General features: G+C 38.2%; 15 protein-coding genes. All 15 read left to right on the top strand.

The window, feature by feature from the left end:
* Positions 1-3: 3 nt before the first annotated feature.
* The 15 genes from BSHG_RS03615 to BSHG_RS03685 all read left to right on the top strand — a co-directional run bounded on the left by BSHG_RS03615 (position 4) and on the right by BSHG_RS03685 (position 16,551).
* Positions 4-1,065 (top strand): TolB-like 6-bladed beta-propeller domain-containing protein, encoded by a 1,062-nt coding sequence (locus BSHG_RS03615; RefSeq protein ID WP_008661021.1) that lies wholly within the window; start codon positions 4-6, stop codon positions 1,063-1,065.
* Between the two features lie 163 nt (positions 1,066-1,228).
* The gene (locus BSHG_RS03620) at positions 1,229-1,510 is read left to right on the top strand and encodes an NVEALA domain-containing protein (RefSeq protein ID WP_005789042.1); all 282 of its coding nucleotides are present in this window, start codon (positions 1,229-1,231) and stop codon (positions 1,508-1,510) included.
* A 67-nt stretch (positions 1,511-1,577) separates the two neighbouring features.
* Positions 1,578-2,570, top strand: a complete 993-nt coding sequence (locus BSHG_RS03625) for a BF3164 family lipoprotein (protein ID WP_005789041.1) — start codon at positions 1,578-1,580, stop codon at positions 2,568-2,570.
* The gene (locus tag BSHG_RS03630; RefSeq protein WP_008661018.1) at positions 2,560-3,573 is read left to right on the top strand and encodes a hypothetical protein; all 1,014 of its coding nucleotides are present in this window, start codon (positions 2,560-2,562) and stop codon (positions 3,571-3,573) included. The genes BSHG_RS03625 and BSHG_RS03630 overlap by 11 nt, the downstream gene beginning before the upstream one ends.
* A 9-nt stretch (positions 3,574-3,582) precedes the next feature.
* Positions 3,583-4,449, top strand: a complete 867-nt coding sequence (locus BSHG_RS03635; protein WP_005798747.1) for a DUF1573 domain-containing protein — start codon at positions 3,583-3,585, stop codon at positions 4,447-4,449.
* Between the two features lie 146 nt (positions 4,450-4,595).
* Positions 4,596-6,557 carry a transglutaminase-like domain-containing protein gene (locus BSHG_RS03640; RefSeq protein ID WP_008661016.1) on the top strand — a complete coding sequence of 654 codons (1,962 nt, stop codon included), beginning with the start codon at positions 4,596-4,598 and terminating at the stop codon, positions 6,555-6,557.
* A gap of 173 nt (positions 6,558-6,730) precedes the next feature.
* On the top strand, positions 6,731-8,692 hold the full coding sequence (locus tag BSHG_RS03645; RefSeq protein WP_032497489.1) for a transglutaminase domain-containing protein: 1,962 nt from the start codon (positions 6,731-6,733) through the stop codon (positions 8,690-8,692).
* A 246-nt stretch (positions 8,693-8,938) separates the two neighbouring features.
* A complete protein-coding gene (locus BSHG_RS03650; protein ID WP_005798741.1) occupies positions 8,939-9,184 on the top strand; it encodes an NVEALA domain-containing protein in 246 nt (81 codons plus the stop codon).
* Between the two features lie 122 nt (positions 9,185-9,306).
* A complete protein-coding gene (locus tag BSHG_RS03655) occupies positions 9,307-10,473 on the top strand; it encodes a DUF4221 family protein (protein ID WP_008661013.1) in 1,167 nt (388 codons plus the stop codon).
* Entirely contained in the window at positions 10,470-10,928 is a 459-nt protein-coding gene (locus tag BSHG_RS03660) for a hypothetical protein (RefSeq protein ID WP_008661011.1), read from the top strand. Before BSHG_RS03655 ends, BSHG_RS03660 begins: the two co-directional genes overlap by 4 nt.
* Before the next feature lie 306 nt (positions 10,929-11,234).
* On the top strand, positions 11,235-12,245 hold the full coding sequence (locus BSHG_RS03665; RefSeq protein ID WP_008661009.1) for a BF3164 family lipoprotein: 1,011 nt from the start codon (positions 11,235-11,237) through the stop codon (positions 12,243-12,245).
* On the top strand, positions 12,242-12,808 hold the full coding sequence (locus BSHG_RS03670; RefSeq protein WP_008661007.1) for a hypothetical protein: 567 nt from the start codon (positions 12,242-12,244) through the stop codon (positions 12,806-12,808). The genes BSHG_RS03665 and BSHG_RS03670 overlap by 4 nt, the downstream gene beginning before the upstream one ends.
* A gap of 108 nt (positions 12,809-12,916) precedes the next feature.
* Entirely contained in the window at positions 12,917-13,945 is a 1,029-nt protein-coding gene (locus BSHG_RS03675) for a BF3164 family lipoprotein (RefSeq protein WP_008661005.1), read from the top strand.
* A 27-nt stretch (positions 13,946-13,972) separates the two neighbouring features.
* The gene (lepB, locus tag BSHG_RS03680; protein ID WP_005789018.1) at positions 13,973-14,863 is read left to right on the top strand and encodes a signal peptidase I; all 891 of its coding nucleotides are present in this window, start codon (positions 13,973-13,975) and stop codon (positions 14,861-14,863) included.
* Positions 14,863-16,551 (top strand): O-antigen ligase family protein, encoded by a 1,689-nt coding sequence (locus tag BSHG_RS03685; protein WP_008661003.1) that lies wholly within the window; start codon positions 14,863-14,865, stop codon positions 16,549-16,551. Before lepB ends, BSHG_RS03685 begins: the two co-directional genes overlap by 1 nt.
* The last annotated feature ends 209 nt before the right edge of the window (positions 16,552-16,760 follow it).

The raw sequence follows: 16,760 nt of genomic DNA, 5'->3' as shown, positions 1-16,760 counted from the left end.
CTCATGAAATACTGTCTGACATTTCTCTTTCTTTTGGTAATCTTTACTGGGTGCACTTCAGATTTGCCGAAAGATCGGATGTTGTATGCTTCTTTTCCTAAGGAGGAGACACTACATTCTAAGGTAATTCAGCTTGATTCGGTTTATATGCGTTATCCGTTTCGGGTACATGTGTCCGGTGATCAGGCTGTTGTCCTGGATTTACATGGTACTGATGTGTATTGCCATCTTTTTCATTATCCTGATTTCCATTATCTGTCTTCGTTTGGCAGGAGAGGGGATTCACCGGAAGAGATGCTTTCAGTAGAAACAGTGAAATGTATAGATGGTTCATTTTGGACTTTAGATGCCAACAAAGGCGAGTTAACTAGGTTTGAGTTTGTTTCGGATAGAGATTCGCTTCTGCGTGCAGAAGCGATCTCTTTCGATAAAGACAGCATTCTGCGTGCTCTTGATTTTGTGGCATTCAATGATACGACTTTTCTGATACCTGACTATTCGGGAGATAGCCGATTCTGTTGGGTGAACCGACAAGGAAAGTTTTTGAAAAAAAGTGGAGTGATTCCTTCATTGAACGAAGAAGCATTGAAAGAGGCGCGTCCTGCCTTAGCACAAGCTTGGCGCAGTTTTATCGATTATAATCCTCATAACGGAGTGTTGGTTGCTGCTACTCAATTAGGTGAAGTTCTTGAGATTTATAATCTTCAAAACGATTTTCATAGGGTCTGTTTAGGTCCTAAAGGGGAACCGGAATTCAAACTTGCGGGCGGGTATGCTATTCCGGATGGGATCATGGGATTCTCGGATGTGCAGGTTACGGATGAGGCTATTTATGCTGTTTTCCATGGTCACACTTTTAAAGAGATTATGGCACAGCACCAAAAAGAGGGAAGAGCTACAGATGGTGGACAATACATTTATGTTTTCAACTTACAAGGGGAACCTTTATGTAAATATACCTTAGATCGTTATATCACAGGTTTCCATGTTGATGAAAGAAATAAGACTATTACAGCAACAGATGTTAATAACGACCAACCCATTGTGGAGTTCCGCTTTGGCTAAAGTCAAGTGTAACAGGTTCGAAAAGGAGTGGGTAAAGCCAACTTGTTGATGGGGAAGCTATTTTCCCGCTCCTGACAACCTTTAGAAAAGGAAGTTTAACAGGTACATCTTCCGAGAAAGGAGACATAGACAAAATTATTATTGCCAATATAAAATAAAAAGAATGAAAAAGAAATATTATGCAGCGTTATTAGCTGTAGTTGTTATTGCATTTACGGGATATAATGTTTATCAGAGTCAAAAGGCGGATGCCTCTTTATCTGATTTGGCAATGGCTAACGTAGAAGCATTGGCAAATGGAGAACTTTCGAATGGAAATTGTGAAGGTTCTTGGTCACAAGAATGTTGTAAGTGTGATTATATTCATTATACTTATGCTTGTGCAATAGAAGTGACTGGTAATAGCTGCTATACAGTAAGTGGATGTAGCCATTATACAAATTAAAATTTAATAAAAAGGATGTGTCAGTTGTAATATTTGTGACACATCTTTTGGTAACTTTATTAAAGTTATGCATAAGATAATTCTATATATTATTTCTGTTTTAACAGTGTTTACTTCCTGCACAACTACTGATGTACCTGATAAGGTGAGTTTGCAACCCCAGGTAATGAATGATAGTCTTTTGACAACTATGCCTGGTGATTTATTGCTGATAGACGATTATTTAGTTTGGTCTGATCCTTTCTCTGATAACAAATTTTTGCATGTACATCGTTCTTCCGATGGAAAATATATCGGTTCTATGGGGCAAAAGGGAGAAGGGCCACAGGAATTTGTAAGTCCTTTAATCAATCGTTTTTCCATTAATCGCTGTATTGCTGCTCATGATGCTAACGGGAAAACCAGAGGCTATTTATCTATTGACAGTTTAATTGTCGGAAAAGAACCTTTTATGTCTTTATCAGATTTTGATCGGAATATACGAATGGCTAAATTGGACGAACAACTGTATCTGACTGAAACCGAAAATGGTGAGAACGATTATTTTAAAGTGAGTTCAAATGGGAAAAAATCTACATTTGGGGTTTATCCGATTCGTGAAGTGAAACACCATATGGGTACATATAAAACTTACGATAAAGATCGTGGACTCCTTGCTTTTGGTCCTTTTAATTTTTCTTATTTGGCTTTGTATAAAAAGGAAGGGGATAATTTTAAGTTATTATGGGAACGCATGCCTGAAAAAGAAAACTATTCTGTTGTTGATGGGGCGATTAGGTTTGATCGTAGCGTGATGGGAGTGAGAGATATATGCATGACTAAAGATTATATTGTTACTCTGGAGCGTGACCGGGAAGTTGATCCGTTGGATGAAAGGACTGTCGGACGTAATGCAAGTAAATGTCCCCGTACGGTTTTTGTGTATGATTATGATGGTAAATTACTGAAAATTGTAAATTTGGGCATGCCTGTAATGCGCATTGCTGCTGACGGACGAAGTAATGCTCTGTATGTGATAGGAGTTAATCCTGATTTTGCATTGGCGAAATATGATTTATAGAAATTGGCTTGGGATTATTGGGGTAGCTTGTATACTTTTTGTCTCATGCAAACCCACGGAGGTTGACGTGCCTATTACTTATTATTCGTCTTTTCTCTTGAAAGATACTACTGTTATGCTTTCTAAAGTAGAAATGGATCCTATGCAGGTAAATGCACGGTGTATGGTGTGGGATGGCGATAAGCGGGTATTGGTTCGTACGTCAACTACAGATTCTATTTATGCTGTGTTTGCTTATCCGGAAATGAAATTTTTGAGCTATACCGGTAGTTTGTCAGAATATAAACAGATATTAGCCAAATGCAATGAAGGCTTTTACTTGGTAAAAGATGATTCGTTATATTTATATCATTTAACAGATAAGGATTTGTTGCAGAAAACGACAACTCATTTCCTTTATAATAGCAATAAGATTCGATTATCTAAAATTAAGAAATTGAATGATAAAATGTATACAGCTCATGCATATACGGACCCTTCTTATAATGATATTAGGTTAAATGAGTTCTACATGCTTGATGCTGAGAATAATATCTTATATCCTAAAGGGCATTATCCGGAGCGTACTGAGGTAAGATTTAAAACGATATTTGACTTTAAGTTTGCCTATGCGCACGAAGTATGGCCAAAACCGGACGGAAGTCGCATCTTAGTTAATTATGTGAGGACTCGCCGTTTTCGGATTTATGATTTGAGTGCCCGATTATTGCACGATGTATGTCTTGATTATGCATCTAATAAATATGTTGTGGATGCAGATCCTAAACGTTGGACAACGTTTATTAGAGATTGTTTTGTTACTGATAAATACATTTATTTGCTATGTCCGGAGGGTGAGCAATCCAGTTTGGTTATAGTAGATTGGGAAGGTAGACCAATAGCGCGTTATCGATTGGATGAAAAGATTTTTTTCTTTTTTATAGATCCGGATAGAAATCTTTTTTGTGGTATTAACTCAAATAATGGGCAGTCTTTTTATTTCCTTGATTTAGATATAAATTAGTAGATATTTATGAAATACTTATATGTGTTATTAGCTTTTTCTTTTTTGTTTTCTTGTAAAGATGAGAATAAAAAACATGCGGAATCTGTTTTGAGGGAATGGATGAATAAGGAAATTGTTTTCCCGAATAAAATGTATTTTAGTATTCAGGGTAAAGAGAATGTTGATTTTCGTATAAAAGATACCGAATATAAGATTGTCGCCTATGTTGATTCTGCCGGTTGCACCAGTTGTAAATTACACTTGTCTAAATGGAAAGAGTTAATCCATTATGTGGATTCTACTCAGTCTGAGCGTGTACAGTTTTTGTTTTTTTTCTTTCCCAAGAATGGAAGAGACATATATCATACAATGAGAATGGATAAATTTACCTATCCGGTTTGTGTTGACACACTCGATTCTTTTAATAAGTTAAATCATTTTCCTGACGATGTAAGATTCCAGACTTTTTTGCTGAATAAGGAGAATAAGGTTGTAGCAGTAGGTAACCCCATTCATAACCCGAATATCAGAGATTTATTTTTGAATATAATTTCCGGTGGCACTTCTCTTCCAGATGAAAAACGTCCTCAAACAGAGGTGAAGATAGAGGCTCTGTCTATGGACTTGGGTATGTTTGATTGGAAAAAAGAACAGAAATGTATTTTTACCGTTGAGAATACGGGAAAAGAGTTGCTTGTGATTGATGATATAAATACTTCGTGCGGATGTACTACGGTGGAGTATTCGAGAGAACCGGTTCAGTCCGGAAAGACGGTAGATATTACCGTCGTTTATAAGGCTGAATATCCGGAGCATTTTAACAAGACGATTACTGTCTACTGTAACTCGCCTGTTTCACCTTTGCAATTGAAAATAAAAGGAGATGCTAAATAAAAGTTAAGAGATTGCCGGCTGACGGTTGAGGCGCAGTGGACAAATAACCATGGGGGGCGATTTTGTTCAATGGTTTATTTCTAGGAGTAGTTGATAAACTTGCTGCAATTCACCGAAAGCCGGCTTTTTATGATTAAGGGTAGTATATGACAGGAGTAGCGGAAAAGAAAAAAAGAATGATAAAGATTTACCTATTATGGGTGCTGTTAGTCGGTAGCTTGTGCTGTTCTTGTACAGGAAATAAACGATTGGAATATGCGTTGGAGTTTGCCGGGGAGAATAGGGGAGAGCTTGAAAAAGTTTTGGAACACTATAATGATAGCGGACTGAAACAGGATGCCGCACGCTTTTTGATTGAAAATATGCCCCGCTATTTTAGTTATGAAGGATGGCAATTGGATACGTTAAAAGCAATTCATGCAGCCACAGAACATACGGATGGATGGGTGAATAAAAAAGATCGCAAAAAATGGGAACATTTTTCTTTTCGGACTTTAAAGAAAGTTTATGATGCTAAAGTGATTAAAGCTGAGTTCTTGATTCATCACATAGATCAAGCCTTTGAAGTTTTTGAAAAAAGATCCTGGAATAAATATTTGCCATTTGATGATTTCTGTGAATTGATTTTGCCATATCGGATTGGTGATGAACCCTTGGAGGAATGGCGTGGTTGGTATAGGGAGCGTTATGAATCTATATTGGATTCGCTCTATCAAGGGACAGATGTGGTAGAAGCCACCGATCGTTTAGGGGCTTATTTGCGTCAGGAAAAAGACTTCGGGTATAGTGTTGAGCTGGACTTACCCCATTTAGGTGCAGGTTTTTTGCTAGCTAACAGGGTTGGAAGCTGTGAGGCGTCTTGTGATTTTACGGTCTATGTGTTACGTGCGCTTGGTATTCCCGCTGCAACGGATATTTATCATTATGGACCCGGTAAGGGAGCCGGTCATGTCTGGAATGTATTGAGGGATACAACCGGTGGCTATGTTCCTTTCTGGTTTATTCAGACTAAAGTGGAGCGGGGCGGAAGTGATAAACGAGAAAAAGGGAAGGTATACAGGCGGTGTTTTGGAGCACAGCAGGAGAAAGTATCAGGTATCCGCCGCGATCGGTCTGTTCCGTTTCCGCTGAAAGATCCATATTTAAAAGATGTTACAAGTGACTATTTCCCGGCAAATCAGGTTACAATAGAAATTGATCCTCAGGTTGATAAAAAGTATATCTGCCTGGGTGTGTTTACATTGGAAGGATGTATGCCCATAGATATAACTGTGCAGAAAGGAAATAAAGCAACCTTTATGAATGTAGAACCCGGAATTTTGTTTCAACCGCTATATGATAACGGGATGAAGTGGGTGGCAGCCGGATACCCTTTCCTTGTAGACGAAAAGGGAGAGGTGAAGTATCATAAACCCGATTGCGCTGTGAAAGGAAGTATGGATTTGAACCGTAAATTCTTATTGCGACAATATCTGAAAGATTATCTCAGCGCTGTAGTGGGGGATAAGATAGAGGGAGCCAATCATTCGGATTTTTCGGATGCCTGTCTGTTGCATCAGATAGTGGATACACCTAAGGTAAGCTATCAGGTAGCCTATCCACAATCCCGGAAGAGATACCGGTATATACGTTATACTTCGACCCCCGAAAAAACACTTCAACTGGCGGAATTACAGCTTTTCCGAAAAGTGGATGATCAAGAGAAAATAACGGCTAAGGTCATCGATGGCAGTAATGCTTTTATTGCAGATGACCGGTTTGATCGTTTTAAAGTGAATGACGGTGATGGATTAACCTTTTTTCTTACGAAAGAGAAGGGAGCATTCGTTACACTTGATTTAGGTAAGCCGGAAAAGATTGAAAAAATAGTCTATATGCCTCGTAACGATGATAACTTCATTCGGTTAGGGGATCAGTATGAACTGTTTTATCAGGATGGATTTCGTGGTTGGATTTCTTTAGGCAGGCAAGTAGCCTCAGAATTAACATTGCACTATGACAATATACCCCAAAATTCAGTACTTTGGCTTCGGAATTTATCAAGAGGGAGAGAAGAAACCGTATTTCGAAACGAGGACGGTCGGCAGGTTTTCTTTGTAAAGTGGTAAAAACAGGAAAGAAACAGATCAAAAAAAGAGGAATTTCTTTTATTTATTTTGTAAAATAGACTGTAAATCGCTGAATGGTCTGATTTTGTTGTTTTTTGACCGGATATTAGCTTCCTTAATCTTATTTTTTCTCAAACTTTGTAAGGTAAATCAATGTAGAAAGTATGACTATAATGAAGTTGAGACTGGGAGTTCGTGGGATGATGTGGCTAACCTTGGTAATTATGATGTGGGGCATCATATCTTGTCGAACTCAAGAAGAGAAACGTCTTGAAGAGGTTTTATCTCTTCCGCTCGCCAATAAAGAAGAACTACAAAAAGTACTGGATCATTATAAAGATGACAGCCTGAAGTATCAGGCCGTTTGCTTTCTGATCAGGAATATGCCTTTTCATGCAGGATACGAGGGAAATGCTTTGAAGCATTATTACCAATATTTTGATATTTACGCGCAAGGAAAATTAGGACCGCACGAAGTGATTGATTCTTTAAAAGAAAATTCGTTTTCTGTTTCGCAATTAAAACGGATAGAGGATATTGCCAATATTGATTCTTCTTTACTGGTGCAGAACGTGGATTGGGCTTTTAAGGTGTGGAGAGAGCAGCCTTGGGGCAAGAATGTAAGTTTTGATAATTTTTGTGAGTTTGTTCTACCTTATCGATTGGGAGATGAACCACTTGGATTCTGGAGAGAAGATATTTATAAACGCTATAATCCAATATTAGATAGTATCCGGTTGTTGCCTCAAGCTCAGGATCCGTTGGTTGCTGCAAAGGTGTTGATGGATTCGCTTGTTGTGGAACAATCCCATTTTACCGGTCTGTTTCCCGCCGGTCCTCATTTAGGTCCTTCAGTAGTGTCATGGCGTGCGGGGAGCTGTCGCGAGTTCGCCGATTTGGTAGTGTATGTAATGCGTGCTTTGGGTATTCCTTGCGGGACAGACTATATGGCGATGCGTGGAGATAATAACGTGCCGCATTTCTGGAATTTTACATTGGATAAAGATGGAAAAACGTATATTACGGAATTTCCCGATCCTAATTGGAAACGGGCTGTGAGTATGTATAATCCTAAGGCAAAGGTATACCGGAATACGTATGGCTTAAACTGGAAAGATGTAAAGAGACAACAGGGAAAAATGATGCATCCGGCGTTTCGAAAACCTCTATATCAGGATGTCACGGCTGTGTATGCCGACAGCTTGAATCGTGATCTGGTAGTGTCTTCTGATATTTTGTGTAAGGAAGTTCACAAAGGAGATATTGTCTATTTTTGCCTTTCCACAAGGATGGATTGGGTACCTATAGCATGGACTGTTTTTGAAGAAGACTCATTGCGCTTTCAAGATACGGAAGGTAGTGTGATTGGTTGTTTGGCTACATGGAATGGAAAACGTCTTGTGATGCAGTCCGAGCCGTTTACCTATGATAAAATGTCAGGAACGATTGCTTTGCTCACTCCTCAAAGTGAAAAAGAAGATATAACCTTGTATTTTAAGTTTCCGCTGTTCTGCGACTTAGGTATCCTTCGTATGCCCGGAGGAGTTTTTGAAGGAAGTAATGATTCGCAGTTTCGCTCTGCAGATACATTGTATTATGTAAAACAATGGCCTTTCCGCTTGAACAACACTATTTTTCCGGAGAAAGAAAAGTCTTATCGCTATGTTCGGTACAAGGGGCCGAAGGGGAGTTATTGCAATATAGCAGAGATGGCTTTCTTTGAAGATACCTCGGATACGTTGGCGTTGAAAGGGCGGATCATCGGAACTCCGGGTTGTTTTCAGAAAGACGGCTCGCATGATTATTACAAAGTATATGATGGCAATCCCTATACTTATATGGATTATAAGACTCCTGATGAGGGGTGGGTCGGATTAGATTTTGGCATTCCTCGCCGGATAAAGAAATTTGCCTATATTCCTCGTAATTCGGATAATTTTATCCATAAAGGAGATGTATATGAATTATTCTATTGGCATGACAAGAAATGGAATTCTTTAGGTCGGCAAGTGGCAAAAGCAGATTCTTTAAATTATGTAATTCCGAAAGGGGTAGCCTTATTTTTAAAGAATCATACGGAGGGAAAGGACGAACGGATCTTTAAGAAGACCGATGGGAGACAACAGTTTTGGTAGAAGAGAATGATGGTGGCATATGTCGTCATTACTAAAATAGGAATATTCATTTAAAGAAGGAGGAGCTTCTGCCGGACTCTGCAAAGTATAGCTTCTGCTCCATCCTAAATTAGTCCGAGGAGGGACTTTTGAATGCAAACTTAGAGATAAAACAGGAATTATGCAATCGATAGATTGTTTTTTCCAATAGAAAGAAAGAGAAAAAGAAAATGAAATTAATAACCCATTAAAATAAAAACAGAAGTTATGGGAAAGAAAATTCTTACAGCAATGATTGTTGCTGTTGTAGCGGTTGTCGCAGGTTATAATATTTATGCAGCACAGAGAACTGTAGGTTTGTCAGATATAGCATTAACTGATACAGAAGCTTTAGCCGCTTGTGAGGTTAGTGTAGTACACTATAATGCGGGGCATTGCGTGAAAGATGTAAGTCTACAGAATGAATATTGTGCTGAATATTCTGGAGCACTTCCATGTTATCGTACAATTTGAATAAAGAATGCTTCATTGATATGGATTTAAAGCAAATTCATATTCTATAGTAAGAGTTGCTTTTATTGTTATAAGAGTAGACTTGTCTACTCTTATAACTTAATTTATTAAATTTGTACGTTATGACAATAATTAAACATATTATATTAGGGACTTTATTGGGAGGTCTTGTTTGTTCATGTAGCTATAAAAAAAATGATAGAGTTCATAGAACAGAGGATTATTCTTTGATAGTGAAAGCAGATAAGTGTTTTAATTTAGACAGTGAAACGGTCCAGACCACAGAATATCTTCAGTTGTTTAAATCTGGTGAGGAAATTATTTTTTCATTTGTGAATGAATATGATAACTCTATTGTATTATATGATTATGCAACTGGAGAAAATATGCGTAAAATAAAATTTGAAAGGGAAGGAGCTAATGGGATTAATAGCGTTACTTCCTATCTAATCATAAATGAAGATTCTATTTATTTATATGATAGAACAACTCATCTTCTGAGTTTAGCAAATGATAGAAGTATTGTAAAAGACAAGAAACGAATAAACATTGTTAGATGCTTGAAAGGAGATTCCATTTTTGCACCTTCTGAATTGTTTCCGCGTACAAATTCTCCTATTTTAAAAATAGGTGATGAATTATTGTTATCTGGAACTCTTTTTTATGAATTTGAGGGTGAGAATGATTCAAATCGTCCTGTGATGGCTTTCTATAATTTGCAGAAGAACACTATTAGGTATTCTGATAGTTATCCATCTATGTATCATTCTGGAAATTGGGGGGGGAGTTTTACATATCGTTTTCCTTATTATACCTTGTCTCCTAATAATGAACTGGTTATTAGTTTTGCTGCCGATCATAATATAAGAGTACATCATGTAGACTCACTGCAATATCATGAGTTTTATGCCGGAACCAAGGAAGATATCGTTATTGAACCAGTTGAGAAAAGTCTTGATTTCGAACATTTTTCTCCAGAAGCCGATAGAGATCACTATGTCCATAGTTTGAATTATGGATGTATTCACTATGACTCATATAGAGAGGTTTACTATCGTTTGGCAGGACATCCAGACAGTAGTATTGATCCTAAAGAGGGGGTGTTACGCAAACCAATGTCAGTGACTATTTTAGATAAGAACTTTCAAATTGTGGGAGAAACAATGTTACCCCAAGAACTTTATTTATTAAATCAATGTTTTGTCGGTCCAGATGGATTTCACATTCAAGTGGAGTCAGAGGATGATGATATAATGCGTTTTAAAACATTTGAACTATTAAAATTATGAGAAAACTGAATATCGTATGGAAATATTGTGTACTTTTCTTCTTATTATGTACTTCTTGTCATATAGGGGATACAAAAGAGAAAAGCGCATTAGATAGGATGGTGAAACAATTAAAACGAATAAGTAATTACAACAAGGGCACATTTACTCATATTGTAGTTATACCTAATGTGGGCTGTGGTGGGTGTATTTCGGAGTCGGAGGCTTTTTTAAAAAGGAATACAAATGATAGTATCTTTTTTGTTTTTACGAATATTTCATCTTTGAAAGCACTGCGTTTAAGAATGGGGGATAAGCTTCAGCAGAAAAATGTATATGTGGACGAAAATAATGATTTCTTGTTTAACGATGAACGGATTGATAGTTATCCTATAGTATTGCAGGTTAACAATCCTAAAAAAGTAGAGTGGGATTTTTTGGAGCCAGGGAACAGTTTTGAACAAACATTAAAGTGAATCTCGTGATGGAACTCTGTTTTTGGCAAATTTTCTAAGCCTGGGTAGCAGGGGGCATGAGTTTCGATGTAGAGGCTTATGTGGATAGGAGTTCAAGATCATACAAGATAAAGATCAAATCATTCTTATGAAAAGTACCAAGTGAAACAGAGTGGTATAGAGAGCACGATGAAAGAATGACTTAATATGTTTATATATTAGCTGTTTTGATTCGTATCCAGATCTTAAGTGGGAAATGGAAGATTGAAATGTATTGGGGTAGGAGAATCAGATTTTGAGAAACTGTTTTTATAAAAGAGATAAATAATGAATGTTAGATGTTTTTTATGGGGGATTTTGTTTATAACTGTATCAAGTTGTATAGAATCTGATAGGATTATGCATTATGCTCAATTTGAGCATACCATAAATTTGAAATCCGACAGGATACAGGTCCCTTCGGTGTTATTGTATCCACGGAGTTTAGTTTTATGTGATAGTAATCTGATAGTATTCAATGAAAAAATGGATACTATGTTTCAATGCTTCCATTTGCCGGATTTGACTTTTCAATATGGTTTTGGAACACAGGGGCAGGGACCGAATGATTTCGTTCTCCCTTCTATTACCCCTGTGAAATATCAAAAGAACGGTTTTGTCATGTTAGACGGAATTAACCTGAAACATATTAGTGTCGAGAAAGACAAAGCTATCGTACAGACTTCGACTTTAAATTATGGATTTAATTGTTTTAATGACTTGATAAGTATTTCCGATAGCAGTTATTGCTGTAATGGAGGTTTTGAGAATGAAAAAGAATTTAGGTTTCTTTATCCTGACGGAAATCATGAATCATGGGGAGAATATCCTGAAACAGAGGAACGTTTCGGATCTGTTTTGGGCAGGAATCAGGCCTATATAAAGATGACCGTCGCTAAGCCTGATAAGAGTTGTTTCGTTTCGTTCTACCAACATATACGCCGTTTCAGAATTTATGGTAAAGATGGAGAATTAAAAAGAGATGTTATTTTAGATATTCTTCCCGGGCAAGAACGTCCTGATGTGGATGATTATTTGAGATTCATACATCCTATAAGTATCTATGCAACGGACAGTTATATTTATACATTAAATCTGGATATGACAACAGAGGAAATTGAGAATCGAAAAACTACTCCTAACATCCAAGTATTCGATTGGGAAGGAAAACCACTTACACAATATAAACTCGATTGTTTTATTAACACTTTTGTCGTTGATGAAGTTGCAAATAAGATTTATGGAGCTTTTGTTGAAGACGAAGATCATATTTATGTATTTAATTTACCCCGATTATGAAATGGATGATTTTGATTTTTTTGAATTTTTTGTTTTGTGCCCAACTTGTTGGGCAAGTATCACGACCCGATAGAAACCTTTTGCGTGGTGAGACGTATGTGATTGAGGTGCCGAAAGGATGGAAACGTCCTTCTGCTGTGCATTCTTGCAATGATGAACCTTTGAAACGCGTTAATGGGAAATACGAAACTACAAAGTTTATGAGAGTATATTCAAAACGTAAAGATCGTTGTGGTGCGGTATTGACCATTATGGAAATACAAAAATGTGCATCTTTTCAGGAAATATTTAAGGAAGACAGTATTTGGGCATCGACGGATACTACGCAGGTGAAGGTGATATATAAGTCTGTCAATAGTAAGAATGGGGGTAAAAAGATGGCTTTTACTTCGTATAAGGCAGAGCGTCATCCGGAAACTAACGAATTATCTGCTTTGCAAAAGGCTGAATGGTATTTGCAGGGGCGTGAAAATGTATATTATATCAGTTTTACGTCTTGCTCATTGTTTTTAGAACTGCTACCGCAGATTAAAGATATTGTGGCGTCGTTAAAGGAACTTTAAGTAAAACATTTGGTAATGTTTTTACGAATAAGATGTGTTTATAATTTAAAATGTATTATTTTTGCGAGTATAGAAAAGAATATCGCAATAAGTAGCCTTGACTAATATATGTGGAAGAAGTTGTCGCTGTATGTTTGTTTAATAACTATTTTGTGTTCTTGTCAGAAACAACGTAGTGCTTATGCACCTCCTACGTTTCCGGAAGTAAAGAAAATACATGCTCATCGTTTGTCGGACGAACTCCTGATCAGCTATCCTTTGGATATGGCTGTTAGTGAGGACTATATCTTTATATTGGCTTTGGCAGATAATGCCTGGTTGCAGGTATATGATAAGACTACAGGGCAACTGCTTGGAAGTTTTGTAACAAGAGGGCAGGGACCGGGTGAAGCGACTACTGCGAACATGTGCTATTATAATGCACGTGAAAAGAAAATTTCTGTGTATGACGAATCTTCTATGAAGTTATTGACTTATCAGTTTGATAAAGACGCTGATAATTGGGGAGCGTTGATAGAAGAACGGTCTTTTTATGATTTAGGAGGTACACTACGCCGGGTGTGGGAACTTCGGAATGGTAGGTTTTTGGTAGATGGTCAGTTGGGAACAAAGTCGGATCAGCAAAAACGTTTTCAGATGTTGGCAGATGCAAAAGTGGTGGCTGATTACAATGATTTTCCTATAGATACTCCGAAAGAACGTTCCGTTTGGTCATCGCCAGCAATTGCGATATCTCCGGATTGTAAAAAGATGGCCGTAGGAACTTTATATGGAGGAATCCTTGAATTATTTGATTTATCACAAAACATAGAATTAAGAGCAATCCGAAAATTTTATCCTCCGGTCGTGCAATATTTATCCGGAACTATCCAAAACACAGAGGAGACTGTTTGGGGCTTTTCTGCGTTATGTGCTACAGATGAAAGGATTTATAGTGTATTTATAGGTGACAAGAATCCCAATTTATTTAATAACTTATCTGTTTTTGATTGGGATGGCCGGGAATTAATCAAATATAATACTGATTGCCTCGTTTTGAGAATTTGTGCTTCAACTCAGGAACCAAATAAACTGTATGGGATTGCTTTTTCTGAAACTCATGAATTTTATCTGGTTTCTTTTTCCTTGGATTCTTGACAGGGGATCGCATTAAAATGTATATATATGAAGAAAGAGGTTTGGATAAAACTGGTGAAACGAATCGGGAACTGGATTGTGAATATCTGTTTCTATTCTTGTGTGGCTTTTGTTGCCTGGATGGTATTGCAGGTGTTTTGCCTGACTTCTTTCAAAATCCCCTCCAATTCAATGGAACCGGCATTGCTTTCGGGAGACAAAATACTGGTGGATAAATGGACCGGTGGGGCACGTCTGTTTAATATCTTTGCGTCATTGCGAGGAGAAGAAGTGGATATCTATCGTCTACCGGGTTTCGGATCGTTTCAGCGGGACGATGTGCTTGTTTTTAATTTCCCTTATCAGGATGGGAGCGACAGCATCGGATTTGATATAATGAAGTATTATGTGAAACGGTGTATTGCCTTGCCGGGTGATACTTTGGAAATACGTAAGGGCTATTATCATATAAAAGGAATCACAGACAGTGTGGGGAATGTGCAGGCGCAACATCGGATTGCACGTGTCAGAAGGGAAGATTCACATGGGATCGTGATGGATGCTTTTCCGTGGGACGGACGTCTGGGATGGACCATTCAGGAATTCGGACCTCTTCCGGTACCGGCCAAAGGGCAGGTGGTGAAAATAGATACATTGTCTTGTTTGCTTTACGGAAGATTGATCCATTGGGAGCAGAAGAAGAGACTGCGGCAAAAAGGAGAGGCGGTATGTCTGGGCGATAGTGCAATAACGGAATATAAGTTCACAGAGAATTACTATTTCGTATCGGGAGATAATATGGAAAATTCCAAGGATTCACGTTATTGGGGAATGTTGCCCGAATCATATATTGTAGGTAGGGCATTTACAATATGGCGGTCGGACGATCCTTTACGTGGAAAGATTCGTTGGAACCGGGTATTTAAAAGAATAAAATGATGAGAGAAAAAGTAGATTATATGCATATTATACTTCGTGGAGGACTTCTGGCAATGGTATGTGCACTGCTGTCTGTGGTATGGGTAAATGATCCGATGCTTCCGGCAGGTGAGTTGTCGGGGCAATGGCTCTATCTGGCAAAAGTTGCTATGGGAGCTGCTGTCGGTTGGGTGGTGTTGGCCTTTCTCTATTATAGAAAGGGGTATGATATGGGGGCTGATTTTTATCAGGTCGTTATTTGGAGTTTTATTGTTTTGGCTGCTTCTGAGGCTATTTATGGCTTGAGGCAGCTTTATGGTTTTACTTCTTCCCATCATTCTCTGTATTCCCTGACCGGATCTTTTTTTAATCCCGGACCATATTCCGGTTATCTGGCTATGATATTTCCTCTTTGTCTGGATCAATGGTTACGATTACGGAAAAGGGAGAATAAGAATTGGATGGAATGGACGGGATATTATGGGGCCGTGGCAGTATTGTTTCTTATACTCTGTGTGCTTCCTGCGGGAATGAGTCGTTCGGCATGGGTGGCTGCTCTTATTTCAGGTATTTGGGTATATGGAGCGCATAAATCCTGGCCGGTACGCTTGAAAAGAGTGTGGATGCGCAAAAAGACAAAGGTGCTGGCCGTCACCTCTGTGTTATGTATAGTTGTGTTGGTCGGAGGAGTCTGTTTGTTTAACCTGAAAAAAGATTCGGCCAGCGGGCGACTGTTCATGTGGAAAATCAGTAGCCGGGCCATTGCAGAGAAACCATTTACAGGTTATGGCCAAGGAAATTTTGCACTGGCATATGGGACAAGTCAGGAAGCTTATTTTGCCGAAGGGAGTTATTCGCCTCAGGAAGAATTGGTGGCAGGAAGTCCGGAATATGCTTTTAATGAATATTTGCAGATAGCACTCGAGTGGGGGATACCCGTATTGCTTTGTTGCCTGGCTTTTGCAGGATTTTGTCTACGGAGAGGTGTGGAACTGAAACGTTGGGGGCCTTGTGGCAGTGTGATCTCTTTGTTGGTATTTGCTTTTTCTTCTTATCCGATGCAATTGCCTGCTTTTGTTATTGCATTCCTGATTTTACTGATGGCTTGTATTGCAGGACGCTTTCTTGCCTGGCAACTGGCGTTTGCTTGTGTGTTGGGATTTTCCGGATACCATTGGTGGCAGGCAGATGTGCATCAAGAGTGCAAGGACTGGGCCAACTGCCGTATGTTGTATCAGGCAGGTGCTTATCAAAGTGCAAAAGAAGGCTATGAACGTTTGTATCCGAAATTAAAGGGAAGAGGGGCCTTTTTGTTTGAGTATGGGCATTGTTTGCATAAATTAAAGGAGGCGGATGCTTCGATTCTATTATTGAAAGAAGCTTCTACCCGAAGTTGCGATCCGATGATACTAAATATTATTGGTAAGAATTTTCAGGAAAAAGGAGAATATGCTCAAGCTGAAAAATGGCTTTTGCGTTCCACTCACTTATTGCCGGGAAGGATTTATCCATATTACTTGTTGGCGAAGCTATATGCCTCGCCTGGATATTTACAGCCCGATAAATTCCATGAAATGGCGGACTTGGTCTTGACTAAGGAACCCAAAGTACAGTCGACAGCCGTACGGGAAATGAGGGATGAAATAAGGAAGTTAGTTATAGATGTAAGTAACGAAAAAATCGTAAATAGCAGAAATGTAAATGATTAATATGTTTTAAATGCAAGAAAAAGTATACAATTTCTTTTGCGTTTCTGAAGATTAGCAATTATATTTGTGACTGTATGCTAATAATATGAAATACATCATATATATATGTCTTGGAAATAAGACATCAAATAAATAGAATTTGCTATGATAAACAGAATAAACGAACTACAAATAAGATTCGGGAATGAAATGCAGTTTTCCTATCCGAA

Origin of the sequence: Bacteroides sp. 3_2_5 (assembly GCF_000159855.2) — a bacterium.
Lineage (GTDB): Bacteria > Bacteroidota > Bacteroidia > Bacteroidales > Bacteroidaceae > Bacteroides > Bacteroides fragilis.
Note: the sequence above shows the minus strand (reverse complement) of the source record. Positions and strands in the feature narration are given on the sequence as shown.